The sequence below is a fragment of the Campylobacter canis genome (assembly GCF_045504005.1).
Taxonomy (GTDB): Bacteria; Campylobacterota; Campylobacteria; order Campylobacterales; family Campylobacteraceae; genus Campylobacter_A; species Campylobacter_A canis.
Genome location: NZ_JBJJXH010000002.1, coordinates 210,260 through 228,799, shown reverse-complemented (window position 1 = coordinate 228,799; position 18,540 = coordinate 210,260). Strand labels below are relative to the sequence as shown.

The window sequence follows — 18,540 nt, the reverse complement described above, 5'->3', positions numbered from 1 at the left end:
TTTTATTTTCAGGACTATTAAGATAGACCTGAAAATTTAAATTTAATAAGTATAGTTGATAGTTAGTGTGAAATTTCTTGGATCTCCGTAATAATTTCTTCCTCCCGCAACTCTTGTGCTTGTATTTAAAAAGTATCTTTTATCGGTTATATTTTTGACGTTAAATCCTATATCGAAATTTTTATTAATCTTATAGTTTATGTTTGCATCCCAAAGGGCATAAGCTTCTTGATCAGGTGGAGTAAGTGCAAGCGTCTTTTTGTATTTTGAGCTTGTTTTTGACTGATATCTAACTCCTGTAGATACTCTAAGAGCCTCAAATGTCGGCACCTGATAGCTCGTATACAACCTAAATACATGTCTTGGCGTATATGCATTCGCAAGCGCTCCTTTTGTGGTATCGGTATCTCTGCTCGTGATTTCGGATTTTACATATTTACTTTTATTTAAAGTGTATCCTGCAAAAATTTGCCAATTTTTTGAAATTTCGCCTGAAATTTCAATGTCTAATCCTTCGCTTCTTACTCTTCCGTCGGCAAAAAACGATGTCGGATCCGCTATATCAGATGTGGCTCTATTTTCTTGCTCTATGCGAAAGAGAGCGATAGCCGTATTTAAGCGTTTGTCAAAAAATTCCGATTTTATACCAGTTTCGTAGCTTGAACCTACTAAAGGCTCTATATAATTACCGTCTTTTGATTTTACGGGTTGAGGCTTAAATATCTCTGCGCAGCTTATATAAAAAGAGTGGTTTTGAGCAAAATCCCAAGTAAGACCTGCATAAGGAGTAAATTTACTCTTGGTCATTATTTGGTTATTCGTAGAAATATTTATTAATAAATTTTCGCTTGCGCTTTCTCTTTTAACTCTGCTAAATCTAACACCTGCTAGCAGATGTAAATTATCCGTAAAATTGATCCTTGTTCCGCTTGTTACGGACTGCTGATATATGGTTGTGAGGCTTTTGTTGTTAAGGATTAAATTTGAGTTTAAATCCCAATTTGGTTCAGGTATGCTCTTTGCGTCAAAGTCATATATCGAATATCCTTGCAAATTTCTACCCCATTTGCTTTGTGTGGTAAATTTCTCTTTTGAAATTCCCGCATTTGTAAAAAAATCGTGATTTTGATTTAGTAGTTCGTATTTTCCGACCAAATCTAATTTGAAATTTATTTCATCGCCCGAATTTTCAAATTTTTGCCTTCTTATAAAGTGAGTTCTTTGGCCGTAAGGATTAACTCCCCAAAGTTGTCCGAATTTAAAATTTCCCTCGCTTTTGGTGTAATTAATCTTGCCGGATAAGCTCCAATCGTCACTAAAAAAATGAGTTAAATCCGCAAAAGTATTTATTTTTTGATATTTGTCTTGGCTCCAATCGGCTCCAAAATAAGATTTTCTGTCTAAATTTAATAAATTTCCGTTGCTGTCAACTGAAGGAATTCCATAAACGTCATACACTCCGGTTGTTTTTTGATATATAGTGCCGGCATTTAATACGCTATTGTCGCCTATATCAAAGCCAAGCATTACTCCCGCAGCCTCTTTTTGTCCCGAGCCCGAGATAGTATCTTTAAAAGATCCTGTTTTGTTTAAACTTCCTATAAATCTAGCCCTTATAGTCTTGCTTGAATTTAGGCTGTCCGAAATATCGAAATTTCCTCCATAGTTACTCCAGCTTGCAGCGCTTAAGCTGCCTGATGCCTGAAATTCTTTCGTAGGTTTTTTGCGTATTAGATTTATAGTTCCGCTTGGCTCCGAATTTGATTGAGTAAGACCCGCTACGCCCCTTAAAACCTCGATTCTGTCGTAAAATATAAGAGAACTCATCTCTTTTGAGTAACCAAGATCTCCTTGGAGTGAAGTTGCGACTGAAGATGCGACTCCGTCTTCTTGAACATTGTCTATATTAAAGCCTCGAATTTGCATGTTTTTTCTGCCCAGTTCGGAATTTACATAAACTCCCGTTGAGTATCCAAGAGCATCGCTTACTTCGTTTAAAGCCAAATCTTTTATAAGCTTATTGCTTACTACGCTTACCGATTGAGGGGTTTGTCTTATGGATAACTCAAGTCCTGTTGCGGTAGTCATTTGGGATGTTGTGTATGAGCCGGTTTTTTCGGTGATATCTAAATCAGCCACCTCTTCAATCTTGGATGTTTTTAAATTTACCGGCGAATTTTGATCGTTATTTGCCGATAATATAATCGGACAAACCAGTAAAATAGATAAAGCCATAGATACTTTCATTTTTTTTTTTTTTGCCTTAGTATAGATTTTAATAATCGTTGTTATTTTAGTTAATGAATTAATAAAAAAAGCTTAATGAGAATTAAATAAATGTCAAAAAATTTAATTTGATTAATTAAATTCGAAGCCTTAAAAATAATTTTGTTGTATAATTCGGGCTTGAATAAAATAACAAAGAGGAAATATGATACATTTTCAGTGCGATTATGCAAGCGGAGTTCATCCAAAAATACTTGAAAAATTTGCTTTAACCAACGATGATCAAACTCTGGGATACGGCGATGATAGATACTGCAAAAGCGCAGCGGACAAGATAAGAGCAGCTTGCGGTACGCCTAATGCGGATGTGCATTTTTTAGTAGGCGGCACACAGACTAATTCAGTCGTTATAGCTTCTATATTGCGACCTCATCAAGGCGTGCTCTCTCCTGATAGCGGACACATCGCCGTACACGAAACGGGAGCGATAGAAGCCGGCGGGCATAAGGTTTTGATCCTGCCTTCAATAGACGGCAAGATAAGTGCCGCTCAGGTTGAGGAGTATTGCGAGCTTTATGAAAACGATCCCGTAAGATGTCACACCGTAGCTCCTGGGATGGTTTATATCTCTCTTCCTACAGAAAGCGGCACGCTTTATTCTAAGGCGGAGCTTAGCGAGCTAAGTAAGGTTTGCAAGCAAAGAAATTTACCTCTTTTTGTAGATGGCGCGCGTCTTGGGTATGCACTTACTAGCAAGCATTGCGATCTAAATTTAAACGATGTCGCAACACTTAGCGATGTTTTTTATATAGGAGGCACGAAGTGCGGAGCGATGTTTGGCGAAGCTGTTGTCATCACAAATGACGCTCTTAAAAGAGATTTTAGGCATATTATGAAGCAGCGAGGAGCGCTTTTAGCCAAAGGAAGGATGCTTGGGCTTCAGTTTGACGTACTTTTTAGTGATAATTTATACTTTGAAATTTGCAAAAATGCAGTCTCTTACGCACTTAAGATAAGAGAAGCTTTTGAGGCAAAAGGCATAAAGGCTCAGGCGAATTCTTATACAAATCAGCAGTTTTTTGTCCTAACCGATGTGCAGCTTGAAAAGCTGAGTAAAAAATATCTGTTTGCAAATTTTTACAAGACGAAAGACGGGGGAAATTTTATCAGAGTATGCACAAGCTGGTCCAGCTCAAAAGAGGATGTGGAAGCTCTTGTGAGAGATATTAAGGCGCTTTGATTTAATAATAAAATTTCATAAAGTTTAAACCAAATTTTACATATAATCAAATTTAAATTTCTACAAAGGATATATCGGAATGTTTGAATGGATCAGCTCTCCTGAAGCTTGGCTATCGCTAGTTACGCTTACCGGACTTGAGATAGTTTTGGGTATCGATAACATCATATTTATAGCGATTTTAGTCGGCAAGCTCCCTCCTCATCAGCGCGATAAGGCTAGACTGATGGGGCTAAGTTTTGCGATGATTACTCGTATATTGTTGTTGCTTTCGCTATTTTGGATCATGAAGCTTACAAAACCGCTTTTTAGCGTATTTGATTTTACGATTACGGGGCGTGATTTGGTGCTTATTTTAGGAGGACTTTTCCTCATTGCAAAATCCACTCTTGAGATACACTCAAACGTAACCGGCGAGCACGGCGAATCGCACAAAGAGACGGCGAAAAAGGCAAATTTCTTAGTTATCATCACTGAAATCGCTATCCTTGATATAGTCTTTTCGCTTGATAGCGTTATAACGGCGGTTGGTATGGCAGACCATATTGAGATTATGATTTTAGCTGTTATCATCGCGGTTGGCGTGATGATGTTTGCTTCAAAATCGATATCAAATTTCGTGGACAACAACCCTACGATCAAAATTCTCGCTCTTGCCTTCCTTATCCTGATCGGATTTGCTCTTGTGGGCGAAGGACTTGGCTTGCACGTGCCTAAGGCTTATATCTACTTTGCGATGGGATTTTCGCTTGCGGTCGAGCTTTTAAATATCTATGCTCGCAAAAAAGCAAAACGACTTGAAGACGAAAGTAAAGCCTAAAATTTAAAAATCAAATTTTGCTCGCTCGCTTTTATGCGTGCGACAAATTTGAAATCTATAAAATACAAATCCGCCTTTATCTTATAGTGGTATAGCGCTTAGAAACCTACATCCGCACGGCTTAAAGCTGTATTGTCATCAAATTTAAACTATTTGCCTTATGAGTAAGACTTGATCTTTATAATCGTAAATTCGCTAGTTTTTCGCAATGATTTTTTGCAGAGTAGCTTGCTTACCGATAAATTGCAAATAGCTAAAAATGAAATCTTTATAACGCATTATTTGTGGAATTTATAAAGTCATACAGGCTTCGATTAAATTCGTTTTTAATCAAAAGACCTATATAAATTTAGAAATTTAACCCTATGGTCTGAATAAATTTGCTAAAATTTGTCCGCAACTAAGCAAAAAGGCAAAATTTGAACCTCGTAAAAGACCCGATTCGTCCGCTTATCATCGCTATAGCTACGCCTGCCGGGCTTGCCATGATGTTTAACACTCTTTATAACGTTACGGGAACTTACTTTGCTTCTACGATCTCAACGACTGCGGTTGCGGGCATGTCGATGAGCTTTTTGCTTTATCTTAGCGTCGTCGGTATCGGGCTTGGATTTGGCTCGGCTCTTACTGCGCTGATTGGTAATTCACTTGGGCAAAGAAGGGAATTTTTAGCTAAAATTTACGCTCAAAAGGGCGTTGTTTTCGTGCTTCTTTTTGCTATTTCAATGGGAATTTTAGGCTATCTTATCACGCCTAGATTGCTAATTTTCTTAGGTGCAAACGATGAGTTTTTAAGCGAAGCGCTTGAGTATATAAGAGTGATTTTTCTAGCTTCGCCGTTTTTCTTGGCTATTAAGGGATTAAACGGCGTTTTAGTCGCGCTTGGGGATACAAAAACGCTTAGAAATTGGCTGTTTGTGGGGCTTTTTATCAATGCTCTTTTTTGCTATGTCTATGTATATATTTTTGATCTTGGAGTGGGTGGGATAGCCTTTGCGACGGCAAGCGTGCAGTTTTTAGGCACTCTTTATCTGTCTAAAAAAGTTCGCGAAACGGGCATGATTGATTTTCAAAATCCGGCTATGTTTTTGCCCGACTGGCGAATTTACTCTAAGATTTTAAGGCAAGCCGTGCCTGCATGCTTAAACTATCTTTCCATGTCGCTTGGCGGACTGATACTGCTAAAATTTATAAGCCATTACGGCACAAACGCGGTTGCAGGATATGGTATCGCGCTTAGGATAGAGCAGATCGTCGCCCTGCCTACTATCGGTATAGCCGCCGCCGTTCTTAGCATCATATCTCGAAATTTCGGCGCTAAAGAGTATGAGCGTGTGATAGAGTGCTATAAATGCGCGCTTAAAATTTTACTTTATTTTTGTTTGTTTGCCTGCGCTTTTTGCGTGTTTTGCGGCACTTATATCATCTCGCTTTTTGATACAAATGCCGAGGTTTTAAGTGCGGGACAAAGCTACCTTCTTATAAATTCTTTCGCATTTTTCGGATACGGAGTCATAAATATCTCAGGCAGCGCCCTGCAAGCGATAAAAAAACCTACAATGGCGTTTGTGCTAAACGCTATGCGACTGATCGTGCTTCAAATTTGCATATTTTCGTTCGTAGTTTATGTGCTACAAGGGGTGCTTGTAGATATTTGGATCGGCATGTTTTTCAACGTCTATTTTACGGCGGGATGTTTTTTGATTTATATGTATTTTAAGCTTAAAAAATTGCTCAAAAAGGATAGCGGTGGAGTTTAAGGATAGTTTATTTGAAATTTTACAAACTCATAAGGAAGAAAAAATTAGGATTTTTTCGCAAAAATTAATATCTCAGCCTGAAATTTTGGGTGTGAGAACGCCTATGCTTAAAAAGATAGCCAAAGATTTTTCACTCAAGTTAGACGTAGAAGAAATTCGTCTTTTTAAGCCTGCTTTTCATGAGGAATTTGCGATAAAAGCGTTTTTAATCATCAATCTAAAAGATGACGAGAGTAAATTTGCTCTTGCAAGCGAATTTGTAAAAACTATGCCAAATTGGGCGATCTGCGATCAGTTTGACGCGATAAAATTTAAAGGTAGTAGATTTGTAAATTTGCTTCTTTCGCAGTGTCTTAGCTCAAATTTGGAGTATGAAAAGCGCTTTTTCTATGTCTATTTTATGAGGAATTTAGAGGCATTTGAACTTAATAAATTTTTTGAAATTTGCATAAACGAAAAAGACGAGAGATACTATGTCAAAATGGCTATGTCGTGGGCTTTGGCTGAAATTTTTATCAAATTTAAAGAGCCTGTTTTAAATTTACTTGAGAGTAAAAGGCTTGACAAATTTGTGCAAAACAAAACTATTTCAAAGATAAGAGATAGTTTTCGGGTGCAAAAGAGCGTCAAAGATGAGCTCGTAAAACTTAGAATTTGATATGTAAATTTTTGCTAATTTAGTTAAATTTGGTTGTTTTTAAGAGTTAAATTAAGATATATGGCTAAAAAATAAATTTTAATCTAAAATTTATTGACATTGAGCCGAATTTTGGTTAAAATGCGCTTTTTCAATGAAGTAGGGCACACATACTTCGGGGTGTAGCGCAGGCTGGTTAGCGCACTTGGTTTGGGACCAAGGGGCCGAAGGTTCGAATCCTTTCACCCCGACCATCTATGTGGTGAGTGTAGCTCAGTCGGTTAGAGCATCAGATTGTGGTCCTGAGGGTCGTGGGTTCAATTCCCATCACTCACCCCACTTTGGCGCTCGTAGCTCAATTGGATAGAGCGACAGACTTCGGATCTGTAGGTTATGGGTTCGACTCCTATCGGGCGCGCCACTTTGTTGTTATGCGCTCATAGCTCAGCTGGATAGAGCAACGGCCTTCTAAGCCGTAGGCCAGAGGTTCGAATCCTCTTGGGCGTACCATTTGGTTTATTTAATATTTTTTAGATAAACTTCCATTATTTATACACGTGCGGATGTGGTGAAATTGGCAGACACGCCAGACTTAGGATCTGGTGCCTCACGGCGTGAAGGTTCAAGTCCTTTCATCCGCACCATCTTCAATATACACAAACTTTCCGATACAAATATAAAACATTAATAAAAACAAATCTTTCAGCAGAAATTTAATTTTATGCCTTTATATAATATTTCATAATTTTTTTGTAATATTTTATTCGAATTTGAAGTGGTAAAGGAGTAAAATTTATGGATATTTTTAGTTATGCAAGCCAGTTTTCAGCGCTTATATTTATAATTTTTGTCATCACCGTTAGCCCCGGACCTGATTTTGTAATAACGGTTAGAAATTCTATCATGCACGGAAGAAAGGCTGGGATTTACTCGGCTTTTGGCATAGCTACTTCGATCTGGGTTCACGTAGGATACTTTATCGCGGGGCTTGCTCTCATTATATCCCAGTCTATCACGCTTTTTTCTATCATTAAATATTTGGGTGCCGCATATCTTATCTATATCGGCTATAAAACTTTTACTTCTAAATCTCTTGTTGATATTGATGCAGGCTGTGTAGAAAATGAGAAATTTTCCGCGTTTGAGGCTTTTAAAATGGGCTTTGCTTCCAATGTCTTAAATCCCAAAACGACTATTTTATTTTTTAGCATTTTCACTCAGCTTATCACTGCAAATACCCCTATCTGGGTGCAGCTTAGCTTTGGGGCTTTGATATCTTTAGTGCATTTGGTTTGGTTTGTGGCGGTTGGTTGCTTGTTTTCGACCGAAATTTTAGTAAGCAAATTTTATAAATTTAAAAAAGCCATAGAGCGATTTATGGGCGCTTTGCTAGTTGGCTTTGGACTTAAAGTCGTTTTTGCAAAGGATTGATTTTTGTTAAAATATCTGTGTTTTATACTTGCGCTTTTTTAAATTACGTTTTGTATGATATATAAAATTTAATACAAAATAGCTATTCTGGAGAGATTGAAACCCCTCCAGAACAAAATAGCTTTTTGGCTTGATTGTTGAAGCTAAATTATAGATTTCTTTTAAAATTTCAGAAAATATCTAAAATTCTTTCAAGTAAGCTAAATTTTTATATATTTTTACTTAAATCGGCAAGCACTTTTGCTGCGTGATCTTTGGCTTTTACGCTTTTATAAACTTTTAAAATTTTACCGTCTTTGCCTACAACAAATGTTGTTCTAACGATACCGAGATACTCTTTGCCGTAGTTTTTGCGAACTTGCCAAACCCCGTAGGCTTTAGCTACTTCTTTGTTCTCGTCACTGAGTAAAATATGCTTTAAATTTTGTTTTTGTATGAAGCCCGCATGGCTTTTTACGCTATCGGGACTTATTCCGATTATGACCGTATCTTGAGCGATAAAATCATCGTAAAACGCGCTAAATTCGCAAGCTTCGGTGGTGCATCCGGGCGTATTGTCCTTCGGATAAAAATAAAGCACGACGTTTTTACCGATGAAGTCTTTTAAATTCACACTTACTCCATCTTGATTTTCAAGGCTGAAATTTGGCGCTTTATCGCCTGTTGCAAGCGTTACTTTGCGCTCTATATCCTCTTTGCTAAATTCACTCTTTACTTCGCAAGCTTCTTTTTTCTTGCAACTCATTTTTTACTCCTTAAATCCTCTAAACTAAGTCCGCTTTTGCCGATACTTTCTGCTTCAAGTGTTTCTATCATCACAAGCACCGCAGCAGGGTCTTTACCCAGCGTTCTTACTAGAGTGTCCGTAACTTCGGCGATAATTTGCTTTTTTTGATCCTTGGTAGGCTCAGGTGCTGAAACTTTGATATTTACGAAAGGCATCTGTTCTCCTTATAAAATTTGAAAAATTATAGCCAAATTTGATTTATTAAAAGTAATGTCAGGCAAATTTTAAAAATATTAAATAATTTATTTTTAAAACTTAAATCTAGTTATTCATTTTAATAATATTTTAAGAAAATAAATAAAATTTGGACAAAAAATAAGAAAGACGAGAGTGTTATTTGATATTTAAATTCATAAATAAAACTCAAAAATGACGATATTGATTGTATTTTTAACGCTTAATAAATATAAAATATTTTTATTTTTTAGCATAGTTTGTTATTTCAGGATAGAACTTAAGCCATTTGATATAATTAATTTAAACAATATCTCAAACCATATTCATAGGAGGATATAATGAAAAATCAAAATCTATCTAGAAGGGATTTTGTTAAGATTAGTGCGGTAGGCGCTGGTATGCTAGCGCTAGGTGGCGTTAATGCAAATGCTGCTATGAACGCTAAAGACGTTAAATGGGATGAGGAATTTGACGTTGTGATCATTGGCTCTGGCTTTGCGGCTTTGGCTGCGGGTATAACGTCTGCTAAAAAAGGCAACAAAGTAGTCTTGCTTGAAAAGATGGGTCGTCTTGGAGGAAATTCCGTTATCAACGGAGGAATTTTTGCCGTGCCTAACAGCGACTTGCAGATAAAAGCGGGCATCAAAGATAGCACCGAGCTATTTATGAAAGACTCTTTAAAAGCGGGACGCGGCATCAATCACAAAGAGCTTTTAGAGATAATCGGACAAAGAGCTCAAGATGCTTATAAATTAACACTTGACTGCGGTGCGAAATATATCGACCAAATCACTCACGCAGGCGGACACTCGGTTCCAAGAAGTTTGCAAACCGAAAACGGAAGCGGTGCGGGTATAGTGCTTCCGATGATTGAAACATTTGAAAAAATGGAAGGCGCAACTATCAAAAAAAGAACTAAATTTGATGAATTTATCTTAGATGATAAAGGCGCGGTGATCGGTGTTATGGCAAGAGAAAACTATAAATTTGACGGCAAATTATTAAGCGATGATACCGAAAATAAAAGCGGCGACGTGAAGTATTTTAAAGCTAAAAAAGCGGTTGTTTTGGCAAGTGGCGGATTTTGCCGAGATAAAGTCTATAGAAGGCTTCAAGATCCAAGAATTACTCCTGAGACCGATTCTACTAACCAACCCGGCTCAACTGCGGGCGGACTTTTAGCGGCGTTTAGAGTGGGCGCATATCCTGTTCAACCAAGCTGGATACAATACGGACCGTGGGCTTGCGCTGATGAGCCTGGATTTGGCGTTGGATCTATGTTTAACGTAAACGGTGCGTTTATGTTTGGAATTTCCGTAAATCCAAGAACAGGCAAACGCTACATGAACGAGCTGGCAGATAGAAGAACCAGAAGTGAAGCGATGTTTAAAGTAATTTATGAAAAAGGCGAGGATGACAGAAACTATCCTATAAATTTCTGCGACTCAAGAGCGCTTACTCACATGCTTCCTGTGCATTACGAAAAAGCTCTTGAAGCGGGTCTAGTGAAAAAATTTGATACTCTTGACGCGCTTGCGGCTGAATTTAAAATCCCTGCCGATGAGCTTAAAAAGACAGTCGAGAGATATAACGGCTTTGTAAAAGAGGGTAAAGACGCAGACTTTGGAAAACCTGTAGATTCTAAAACAACAAAAGGTATAGATATCTCTGTTGCACCGTTTTATGCGGTTAGAGGGGCTCCGAAAGTTCACCACACAATGGGCGGATTAAAGATAAATACAAAAGCACAAGTTATATCTTCTATGACAAATGAGCCGATTCCAAATCTTTATGCGGCAGGAGAGGTTACGGGTGGTACTCACGGAGCAAGCCGCCTAGGAAGTAACGCTATTACCGATTGTTTGGTATTTGGTATGATTGCCGGAGAAAATATCTAATTTATCGGAGAGATATTGATGCAAAAAAAGATCTTAATATTAATTAGTATCTTTTTTATGGCTATATCGAATTTATCGGCAGCCGACGGCAATGCAACCAAGGTTGCCGATAAAAATTTAGGAATGACGAAAGAGCTTTTAGAAAAATATCCCATCAAGGATCATCACAGCGTGCTTATGTTTAACTGCTTAAATTGTCACGCAGAGCAAGGAGACGATCCTCAAAAATTTAAAGATCCGGGAGAGAGATCCTGTCTCGCCTGTCATAAGAGTAAAAAATACATGGCAGAGCGCCTTGCTTACATGGATCTGCTAAAAGCCAATCCTCACAACTCCGTTCATGACGGTCCGAATTTATACTGCGACGAGTGTCACAGAGAGCACAAAGAGTCGGTAAATATGTGCGACGAGTGTCATGAGAGGGAGGTTAAGCAGTGGATGAGGAAGACGCCATGAAAAAGATTTTATTATGGGTGGTTATCGGAGGCTTTTTGGGTCTTGCCGCTTCATACGTAACTTACGGAGCGCTGAAGGCAACTAGCGATGAGAAATTTTGCGTAGTTTGCCACGAGATGATACCTATGGCGATAGCTTATAGAAAAGATGTGCATGGCGGAGCGGGTAAGACGGGAATTAAAGTCGATTGTGTGGATTGCCATTTACCGCACGATAGCCTTGTGAATTATATCTACACTAAGGCTAGAAACGGCGTAGTAGAAGGCTATAAGCACTTTTTTACAGATGATTTTAACAAAACCAGCCCGTATTGGCTTGCCAATATGAAGCATAGAGCTAGGTATGTGTTTGATGACGGATGTATAAAGTGTCATCCAAACTACTTAACCAACGAGCAATTCTCTAAAAAAGCCATAGAGATGCACGAGCATTACGTAAGTTTGCTGGATACGGAAAATAAAATAGGTTGCGCAAGTTGCCACTTGGAAGTGGGGCACAAAGGCTTAAAAACCGTGCTTCAGTACTATTCGCCTGAATTTAAGCTTTACGAAAGAAAGGCTATAAAAGAGGTTGAGAAGCTTGAAGCTGAGTATTTTAAAGAAAAATAAACCTAACCCGATAAGCTAAACGCTTGTCGGGCTTATCCTTTATCTTTTAACAGGGCAAATTTACCCACTAAAAATCCTCTTTCAAAGCTTAAATTTGATATAATCAATCAAATTTAAAGGTTATATTTGAAAACCCTACTTGAGCTTGAAAAAGAGCGAAAGCTCATACTTTCTAAATTTTTCTCATATCGCATAGCGGCTACTTTAGCGATATTTATCTGCGTTTTTTACGTCCTTAATCAAATTTTTACTCAAATTCCGCCAAGTATGCACATAGGTTTTTTGCAAGGTAGAAATTTAGGTCAAATTTTAGCTCTTGCGATTTCTCTTTTTCTTGCTTATGTGGCTTATGATAACCTGTTTTTTTATTTTGCTCAGCAAGAAAAGCATGAATTTGCAAGCAAGTATAAGAAATTTTATCTTGAAAGCTATCTTAATTCGCTTGGGTTTAACTACGACATGCATAGCCACGTAAATTTATTTTATATAATGCAAAGCAGGCTATTTTTTATCATTACAAAAGATTACGGCAATGACCTGGTAAGCGGCGAGATAGACGGCGTTAAATTTAGCTTTAGCGACCTTACGCTTGAGGGTAAAGACAGCTTTGTAAATCCGATCACGGGCGAGAGTGACGATAGGGCTTTGATGTTTTTTAAGGGGTTATTTTTCGTAGCGAGTTTTAATAAAAAGATAGAGTCAAAGACTTTCGTGCTATCTGGCGGCAAGACCGATGAGCCTTCGGCTAAAGAAATCATCGTCGATAATGCTGAATTTAACGAGCTTTTTAAGGTATATACGACCGATATTCAAAACGCGATGTATATCTTAACTCCTGCACTAATGGAGTCCATAGTAAAGCTTGCTAAAAACATGAGAGTTCCCATCGGAATAAGCTTTGTCAAAGATAAAATTTACATCAAGATAAACAGAGGCATCGATAGTTTTGAGCCTGATATCCATCAAAGTATCGTTAGTAAAAATTTAGATAAAAGGATCGCGGCTGATCTAAACAGCCTTTTTAACATCATTAGAATTTTAAAACTAAACCACATATATAACTGAACCGAAAGGAAAATTATGAATAAATTTGCACAAATTTTAGCTTCTTGCACGTTTTGTGCGATTACTTTGCTTGGCTTTGAGGGGTTTGACGGCACGTATCTGGAGCATAAAGACTGGCTTGTAGTTTGTGATAACACCGGCACTTGCAGGATCACGGGCTATCAAAGCGATGAAGACAGGGGGCTTGTTTCTGTTATGTTTGCCACAGAAGCGGGCGAGGAGAGTGAAATTTACGGATATGTCCAGATAAATGACGATAGAGTCGATATGGATAAGGATAAAACCGCAGAGCTTTTTATAGACGGTAAAAGCTACGGCACGGTTGATATAACGCAAAGCGGAGATGATACGGCAAGGCTTGATGAAAAGCAGATAAAGACTCTCGTAAAAGCGCTTAAAGGAAACCCTAAAGTTGAGTTTAAGATAAGGGATTTTGCTCTTGTTTTATCGCCAAAGGGCTTTAATGCGGTTTGGCTAAAATCGCTTGAGTATCAAGGAAGGTTAGATGGTATGAAGCCCTATGAGCCAGCAGAAGCGCCTGTCATAAATGCGGCTGCTACGATAGGCGATGAAAAGACTATAAGGATAGGCGAAGCGAGTTATGAGCCGATATATAAGCTTCTTCAATCAACTACAAATAAAGACGACTGCTTTAGTATGTTTTATGATCACGGACACAGCGATATCTGGGTGCATAAGCTAAACGAAACCCACTCTCTTGTGCAAACTCGCTGCTCTATGAGCGCCTATAACGAATCTGATTTGTTTGCTGTCATGGATGCCGGACTTACTAAAGTGATTCAGACCTTTGATAACGACTTAAACGACTACTATAAAGGCGAGCTTAGAGCAAATCAAAAGATAAGAGGATTAGGAGACTGCTACTACTATCGAACCGAAGTTTGGGACGGAGAGAAATTTGTAAGAGCTAGCGAGGGTACAACCGGGCTTTGTAAGGGTGTAGCAGGCGGTGCGTGGCGGCTTCCAAGATATACAAGCGATGTTGTATGGCAAGATGAAAGAGAGCAATTTTAACCTCAAATTTATCATCTCTTTTGTAGTATTTTGCAAGTCATTAGTAAGAAAGGAAGTTGCATGAAAATACTAAGCAAATTTGTGCGAATTTTAGTTGTCTTTGGACTTTTGAGCTCCTTTGCGGCAGCGTTTGAGGAAAATAAGGATTATTTGGTTCTTGATAAGCCTTTAAATGTCGGACAAAACGTATTGGTAAAGGTTTTTAGCTACGGATGTAAGTACTGCTACCAGTTTGATAAATCAGTTACGGGGAAAGTTGTAGCTAGTATCCAAGGGCTTGAGTTTAAGCCTTATCATCTAAAGACTAAGGGCGAATTCGGCGAGACCGTAAGCGGAATTTTAGCCGCTATGATGGCGCTTGACGAGCAAAGCGGAGTCGGTCTTTTTGACGATAAATCAAAATTTAAAAAAGCGAAATTTGCTATTTATAGAGCTCAACACGATAAAGGTGGTTTAAAAGGCGACAAAAGCGACGTGATTAAGCTTGCTTTAAAGGCCGCGGGCGTGAGTGAAAGCGATTATGAGAAGGCTTTAAATTCGCCAAGAGCGCAAGAGATTTTAACTAGCTGGGATGACGGCTATGATATTGCCGTTATTAGCGGAGTGCCTGCGTTTGTGGTAAACGGCAAATATTTGATAAATTTAAGCTCGGCTACAAGTATCGATAAGCTAAGCGAAATCGTCAAATTTCTTATAGCTAAATAAGTCTGTGCCATGATTGATTATAATAGAGAAAACAAAGGCTTTGTCTGCTTTGTTTATAATTTGCAGCGCACGATAATTCCGTGGGCGATTTTGCTCGCGGTTGTGCTTGGTCTTTTTGCACTTAGCTTTAGCTTTGCAAACAGTTTGCTTTTAGTTCAGCTTAGATTTGCGCTTATTTTTATCGCTTTTGGCGCGATTATAGCGATGATAAATCCAAAATCATTCATCGTAAAGCTTGTTGCGTATGCGTTTATATTTTTGGGCGTGATTTTTGGTCTTAGCTACTCAAACGGCGCTGAGAATTTTAACATCCACGAGCTTACTGTGAGTTTTCCGTTCGGTCTTGAGCTCCATAAGATATTGCCTGCTGTTTTTGCGCCAGATAATGCAAATTTCTTTGGATCAAGCGAGGCAAGAGATACAATATCTCTTTTTGGATTTGGCTCTTTTGCTCTGATTGGAGCGGTGTTTTTGGTCATGATTTTAAGTTGGTTTGTTTACAACGCAAGAAGTAGCGAGATAAATCCTATCTAGCATCAAAATTTTGTATTTGATAGCCTGCTAAATTTAATTAGCTAGCGTTTTTGCCCGTTTTATTTATGAATCGGGCAAATTTCTTTTAAATTTCCAATCAAATTTTCCAAGCCATTTTACTCTTTTTGACTTGCTACTAGGATGTAGCCCGCTTCTGAGATATTTTTAAATTTTATCCCAAGCTCTCGCTTTAGACGCAAGATGATATTTTGTATAGCACCCTTGCTTACGGCTTCGTTTTCATAGACGAATTCCTCTATCATTTCGTAGCTAACGAGCTTGTTTAAGTTATACGCAAAGAGCCAGAAAAATTTATTTTGCAGATATGTCAGATAAATTTCCTCTCCGTTTTTATAAATTTTCTCCTCTTTTAAATTTATGCTTATTTCGTCGCTGATTTTGATTAATTTTTCGTCTTTTTCGTAGGTTAACGCAATTATCATTGAGCGAAGATCTTTGATGTCGATAGGTTTTTTTAAAAATAGCGCAGCGCCTTGTTCTATGCTTTTCATCAAGTTCATATCCGTATCGTAAGAAGTAAAGACGATGAATTTTTGATGAGGTTTAAGCCTTGAAATCTCTTTCATCATCTCAAATCCGTTCATTATCGGCATATGGATATCCGTTATGACGATGTCTGATTTTTGTTTTTTAAAGCATTCAAGCCCCTCGCATCCATCCGCGGCGACTCTAACGCTAGCGCAATAGGGCTTTAGTCCGCTTGCTATAAGCTCTCTTGACATATCGTCGTCTTCAACGATCAAAATCGATAGCTTTTTTAGTAATTTTAAAGATTCGTTATTCATTTATCGCCCTTTAAATCAACATCGAAATTTAACTCAAATACCGTAGGGAGCGCTCTATTTACGAGCTTAATATCGCCGTTTATCTTTCTGTTGGCAAGCTTTTTAGCAAAGTACAGTCCTATGCCGCTACCTTGTTTTTTGGTAGTTTTTGGCTCGTCAAATATCTTGTGGCTCATCGCTTCGCTCACCCCGCTTCCAAATTCGATGACATCTATATAGCACCTGTTTTCATCGAATTTTACATCTATTTGCACTCTTCTTGATTTGATATCGTCTTTAAATTTATCCACCAAAGCGTCTTTTGCATTGTGGATTAAGATAAGTAAAATTTGCTGGATTATATTTTCTATCTGATTTACTTTTTTATCTTCAAATTCGCTTAAAATCACATGTACATTGGCTCTTGTAAGCTCGGTGTGCATAAGAGTTAAGAGATTTTTAATGCTCTGCTTGACGCTAAATTCTCTTATGTTTTCGCTTGTTTTGTAAAAATTTCTAAAGATATCTATCGTATTGCTTAGTAGCAATATGGACTTTTGCCCTTTTTCAAGTATGTTTTGCAGCATCTGCTCGTCAAGATTGCCTTCTCGCTTTAGCATAAGTAACGTTGATATGGCTAAATTTAGCGAATTTACGGGCTGAATGAACTGATGATTTATCCCGCTTATGAGCTCGCCCGCTTCGCTCATCTTGGCTTTGTGCGCAAGAATTGCTTCGTATTCATCTTGACGCTTTTTGATCTTGGCATACATAAAGTTATGAAGCGAGTTTGCGATAAAGGCAAGCGCGATAAACGCAAAAAGTAACGTAAGTGCGTTTTTGGTCGTTGCTCCAAGCAGCTCTTTTGTCTCTTTTGCGTTGTCCGTGCCTGCGCCTATGAACCAATTAAGCGATGGAATTTCCGCTATGGATATGAAATTTGAATCCACAACTATACTGCTTATGTCCTCGTCTTTTAAAAACAGCTCTTGAAATTTATCCTCAATTTGCGCTTTGAACTTTTCATCTTTCATCTTAGTTAAAATTTCGCCGCTGTGCGTTACGATAAAGGAGTATGAGTTGGGAGGAAGCTTGAAGTTGCTTATGTTGTCAAATATGCTTTTTACTTTGACTACTCCGCATAAAACCGCTGCAAATTTACCGTTTTTGTAGTTTGGTACGCATAAATTTAAAGTCTCTTGCTCTAAAATCGCATGCTCGGGCATGAAATTTACCGTAGGTTTGTTGCTATTTTTTGTCTCCAGATACCAGATAAGGCTTAGTCTGGAATTTATCTCTTTGGGGCTTTTTGGAAATTTCTCGCCGTTTATATAGATCTCTCCGTCGTCTTTTAAAAGCTGAACTAGATCAAATTCGCTCAAATTGTCCAAAAAGGCTTGAGTAAATTTCTTAATACTCTCTTCATCGTCTAATATATCGGCATTTTGTATAAGCTTAGAGGCTTTAACAAGAGAATTTATTCTCTCATCAAGCCAAATTTGAAATATCTGCACGATATTTTCGCTAGTGGCTATTTTGTTTGTATTTGAAAGGGTCGCGATGTGGTGTTTGGCGTTTTTATATACGTTTGCGCCAAGAAGTATCACAAACAGGCTGGATAGGATTATGATGATATAAATTTTGAAGTTGTATTTGTTGAATATATCAATACCCACCGGACTACTCCTTGTTTAGGCAAGCAGTATATCTAAAAAGGTCTGAAAATTCAGACCTTTTATTAGATTATTTAGGGTTTTTAACTAAGGTTATGACTTTAGATACCGCCATTGCAAGCAGGATTATAAAGCATAGACCAAAGCCAAGAAGCGTGCAGTCCGCCATTGACATGAAGTGTTTTGAAGGGATTAGATACCAGCCGTCTTGATATAAGTCTACAAGGTATTTTTGTAATCCGCTTAATGCCACTCCGTCGGGAACTATAGGGTTATCGTATCCGCAATCCCCCGTAGGCAAAAACCAGTCAGGCGCCCATTTGTGAAGCGGTAGGTTAAACGGATATACGGGATCCGTTGAGCATCCTTGAACTCCAAAAGGATCGTCGCTATGAACCGCAGTGTGAATTTTGGCTAGCTTAACGCTATACATTATCCCTTGGATCGCTCCCCAAAACGCAAACACATATCCTATAAACGCAAGAACTAAATTTTTAGGATTGATAGCCGCTATCAAACCGCCAAATGCCATACATAAAAAAGCAAATCTTATATATACGCACTGTTCGCAAGGCGGCATATAGACGTACTTTTGAAAGAGCGAGTGCGCCAGCAAAACCAGCGCAATGCTCGCAAAAGCCATCAGCAGCCAAGGAAATCTAGTATCCTGCCAAGCTGAAATTTTATTTACTATATTCATCTT

18 protein-coding genes and 5 tRNA genes are annotated in these 18,540 nt (G+C 38.2%); 17 read left to right on the top strand and 6 right to left on the bottom strand.

Annotated elements, in window-relative coordinates; translation table 11 throughout:
- Window positions 1–42 precede the first annotated feature (42 nt).
- On the bottom strand, window positions 43–2,247 hold the full coding sequence (locus tag ACHJH3_RS03305; RefSeq protein ID WP_407063565.1) for a TonB-dependent siderophore receptor: 2,205 nt from the start codon (window positions 2,245–2,247) through the stop codon (window positions 43–45).
- Between the two features lie 184 nt (window positions 2,248–2,431).
- On the opposite strand from ACHJH3_RS03305, the gene ACHJH3_RS03300 reads away from it, so the two are divergent.
- The 10 genes from ACHJH3_RS03300 to ACHJH3_RS03255 all read left to right on the top strand — a co-directional run bounded on the left by ACHJH3_RS03300 (window position 2,432) and on the right by ACHJH3_RS03255 (window position 8,114).
- Entirely contained in the window at window positions 2,432–3,466 is a 1,035-nt protein-coding gene (locus ACHJH3_RS03300; protein ID WP_407063564.1) for a threonine aldolase family protein, read from the top strand.
- A gap of 79 nt (window positions 3,467–3,545) precedes the next feature.
- Window positions 3,546–4,286 (top strand): TerC family protein, encoded by a 741-nt coding sequence (locus ACHJH3_RS03295; RefSeq protein ID WP_169942988.1) that lies wholly within the window; start codon window positions 3,546–3,548, stop codon window positions 4,284–4,286.
- Window positions 4,287–4,705: 419 nt separating this feature from the next.
- On the top strand, window positions 4,706–6,046 hold the full coding sequence (locus tag ACHJH3_RS03290) for an MATE family efflux transporter (RefSeq protein WP_407063563.1): 1,341 nt from the start codon (window positions 4,706–4,708) through the stop codon (window positions 6,044–6,046).
- Window positions 6,036–6,704, top strand: a complete 669-nt coding sequence (locus ACHJH3_RS03285; protein WP_407063562.1) for a DNA alkylation repair protein — start codon at window positions 6,036–6,038, stop codon at window positions 6,702–6,704. The genes ACHJH3_RS03290 and ACHJH3_RS03285 overlap by 11 nt, the downstream gene beginning before the upstream one ends.
- A gap of 155 nt (window positions 6,705–6,859) precedes the next feature.
- A tRNA-Pro gene (locus tag ACHJH3_RS03280) sits at window positions 6,860–6,937 on the top strand.
- Window positions 6,938–6,945: 8 nt separating this feature from the next.
- A tRNA-His gene (locus tag ACHJH3_RS03275) sits at window positions 6,946–7,022 on the top strand.
- Between the two features lie 5 nt (window positions 7,023–7,027).
- Window positions 7,028–7,104: transfer RNA gene (locus tag ACHJH3_RS03270), tRNA-Arg, on the top strand.
- Between the two features lie 12 nt (window positions 7,105–7,116).
- A tRNA-Arg gene (locus ACHJH3_RS03265) sits at window positions 7,117–7,193 on the top strand.
- A gap of 49 nt (window positions 7,194–7,242) precedes the next feature.
- A tRNA-Leu gene (locus tag ACHJH3_RS03260) sits at window positions 7,243–7,327 on the top strand.
- 151 nt (window positions 7,328–7,478) lie between these two features.
- The gene (locus tag ACHJH3_RS03255) at window positions 7,479–8,114 is read left to right on the top strand and encodes a LysE family transporter (protein WP_407063561.1); all 636 of its coding nucleotides are present in this window, start codon (window positions 7,479–7,481) and stop codon (window positions 8,112–8,114) included.
- Window positions 8,115–8,322: 208 nt separating this feature from the next.
- On the opposite strand, the gene bcp is transcribed toward ACHJH3_RS03255, so the two are convergent.
- The gene (gene bcp / locus ACHJH3_RS03250; RefSeq protein WP_407063560.1) at window positions 8,323–8,859 is read right to left on the bottom strand and encodes a thioredoxin-dependent thiol peroxidase; all 537 of its coding nucleotides are present in this window, start codon (window positions 8,857–8,859) and stop codon (window positions 8,323–8,325) included.
- On the bottom strand, window positions 8,856–9,056 hold the full coding sequence (locus tag ACHJH3_RS03245) for a tautomerase family protein (RefSeq protein WP_169943029.1): 201 nt from the start codon (window positions 9,054–9,056) through the stop codon (window positions 8,856–8,858). The genes bcp and ACHJH3_RS03245 overlap by 4 nt, the downstream gene beginning before the upstream one ends.
- A 360-nt stretch (window positions 9,057–9,416) precedes the next feature.
- Here ACHJH3_RS03245 and ACHJH3_RS03240 point away from each other — a divergent pair, with 360 nt between their 5' ends.
- From ACHJH3_RS03240 to ACHJH3_RS03210, 7 genes are all read left to right on the top strand, one after another.
- Window positions 9,417–10,976, top strand: coding sequence for a flavocytochrome c (locus ACHJH3_RS03240; protein WP_407063559.1), 1,560 nt, complete (start codon window positions 9,417–9,419; stop codon window positions 10,974–10,976).
- Between the two features lie 18 nt (window positions 10,977–10,994).
- On the top strand, window positions 10,995–11,432 hold the full coding sequence (locus ACHJH3_RS03235) for a cytochrome c3 family protein (RefSeq protein ID WP_169943031.1): 438 nt from the start codon (window positions 10,995–10,997) through the stop codon (window positions 11,430–11,432).
- Window positions 11,429–12,040 carry a cytochrome c3 family protein gene (locus ACHJH3_RS03230; RefSeq protein WP_169943032.1) on the top strand — a complete coding sequence of 204 codons (612 nt, stop codon included), beginning with the start codon at window positions 11,429–11,431 and terminating at the stop codon, window positions 12,038–12,040. The genes ACHJH3_RS03235 and ACHJH3_RS03230 overlap by 4 nt, the downstream gene beginning before the upstream one ends.
- 126 nt (window positions 12,041–12,166) lie before the next feature.
- Complete coding sequence (locus tag ACHJH3_RS03225) at window positions 12,167–13,105, top strand: DUF3137 domain-containing protein (protein ID WP_407063558.1); 939 nt, start codon at window positions 12,167–12,169, stop codon at window positions 13,103–13,105.
- 15 nt (window positions 13,106–13,120) lie between these two features.
- Window positions 13,121–14,140, top strand: coding sequence for a DUF1176 domain-containing protein (locus tag ACHJH3_RS03220; RefSeq protein ID WP_407063557.1), 1,020 nt, complete (start codon window positions 13,121–13,123; stop codon window positions 14,138–14,140).
- Window positions 14,141–14,200: 60 nt separating this feature from the next.
- Window positions 14,201–14,845, top strand: coding sequence for a thiol:disulfide interchange protein DsbA/DsbL (locus ACHJH3_RS03215; protein ID WP_169943035.1), 645 nt, complete (start codon window positions 14,201–14,203; stop codon window positions 14,843–14,845).
- A 9-nt stretch (window positions 14,846–14,854) separates the two neighbouring features.
- Window positions 14,855–15,379, top strand: a complete 525-nt coding sequence (locus tag ACHJH3_RS03210) for a disulfide oxidoreductase (protein ID WP_407063556.1) — start codon at window positions 14,855–14,857, stop codon at window positions 15,377–15,379.
- A 116-nt stretch (window positions 15,380–15,495) separates the two neighbouring features.
- Here the strand turns inward: ACHJH3_RS03210 and ACHJH3_RS03205 are convergent, their stop codons facing one another.
- The 3 genes from ACHJH3_RS03205 to dsbI form a co-directional block, all read right to left on the bottom strand.
- The gene (locus ACHJH3_RS03205) at window positions 15,496–16,185 is read right to left on the bottom strand and encodes a response regulator transcription factor (RefSeq protein ID WP_407063555.1); all 690 of its coding nucleotides are present in this window, start codon (window positions 16,183–16,185) and stop codon (window positions 15,496–15,498) included.
- Window positions 16,182–17,840, bottom strand: a complete 1,659-nt coding sequence (locus tag ACHJH3_RS03200) for a sensor histidine kinase (RefSeq protein WP_407063554.1) — start codon at window positions 17,838–17,840, stop codon at window positions 16,182–16,184. The genes ACHJH3_RS03205 and ACHJH3_RS03200 overlap by 4 nt, the downstream gene beginning before the upstream one ends.
- A gap of 67 nt (window positions 17,841–17,907) precedes the next feature.
- Window positions 17,908–18,537, bottom strand: coding sequence for a protein-disulfide oxidoreductase DsbI (gene dsbI, locus ACHJH3_RS03195; RefSeq protein ID WP_170018808.1), 630 nt, complete (start codon window positions 18,535–18,537; stop codon window positions 17,908–17,910).
- Window positions 18,538–18,540 lie beyond the last annotated feature (3 nt).

Excerpts from the sequence above, each read along its gene's own strand:
- ACHJH3_RS03305 (WP_407063565.1), bottom strand. The coding sequence starts at position 2,247 with ATGAAAGTATCTATGGCTTTATCTATTTTACTGGTTTGTCCGATTATA.
- ACHJH3_RS03300 (WP_407063564.1), top strand. The coding sequence starts at position 2,432 with ATGATACATTTTCAGTGCGATTATGCAAGCGGAGTTCATCCAAAAATA.
- ACHJH3_RS03295 (WP_169942988.1), top strand. The coding sequence starts at position 3,546 with ATGTTTGAATGGATCAGCTCTCCTGAAGCTTGGCTATCGCTAGTTACG.
- ACHJH3_RS03255 (WP_407063561.1), top strand. The coding sequence starts at position 7,479 with ATGGATATTTTTAGTTATGCAAGCCAGTTTTCAGCGCTTATATTTATA.
- bcp (WP_407063560.1), bottom strand. The coding sequence starts at position 8,859 with ATGAGTTGCAAGAAAAAAGAAGCTTGCGAAGTAAAGAGTGAATTTAGC.
- ACHJH3_RS03245 (WP_169943029.1), bottom strand. The coding sequence starts at position 9,056 with ATGCCTTTCGTAAATATCAAAGTTTCAGCACCTGAGCCTACCAAGGAT.
- ACHJH3_RS03240 (WP_407063559.1), top strand. The coding sequence starts at position 9,417 with ATGAAAAATCAAAATCTATCTAGAAGGGATTTTGTTAAGATTAGTGCG.
- ACHJH3_RS03235 (WP_169943031.1), top strand. The coding sequence starts at position 10,995 with ATGCAAAAAAAGATCTTAATATTAATTAGTATCTTTTTTATGGCTATA.
- ACHJH3_RS03230 (WP_169943032.1), top strand. The coding sequence starts at position 11,429 with ATGAAAAAGATTTTATTATGGGTGGTTATCGGAGGCTTTTTGGGTCTT.
- ACHJH3_RS03220 (WP_407063557.1), top strand. The coding sequence starts at position 13,121 with ATGAATAAATTTGCACAAATTTTAGCTTCTTGCACGTTTTGTGCGATT.
- ACHJH3_RS03215 (WP_169943035.1), top strand. The coding sequence starts at position 14,201 with ATGAAAATACTAAGCAAATTTGTGCGAATTTTAGTTGTCTTTGGACTT.
- ACHJH3_RS03210 (WP_407063556.1), top strand. The coding sequence starts at position 14,855 with ATGATTGATTATAATAGAGAAAACAAAGGCTTTGTCTGCTTTGTTTAT.
- ACHJH3_RS03205 (WP_407063555.1), bottom strand. The coding sequence starts at position 16,185 with ATGAATAACGAATCTTTAAAATTACTAAAAAAGCTATCGATTTTGATC.
- dsbI (WP_170018808.1), bottom strand. The coding sequence starts at position 18,537 with ATGAATATAGTAAATAAAATTTCAGCTTGGCAGGATACTAGATTTCCT.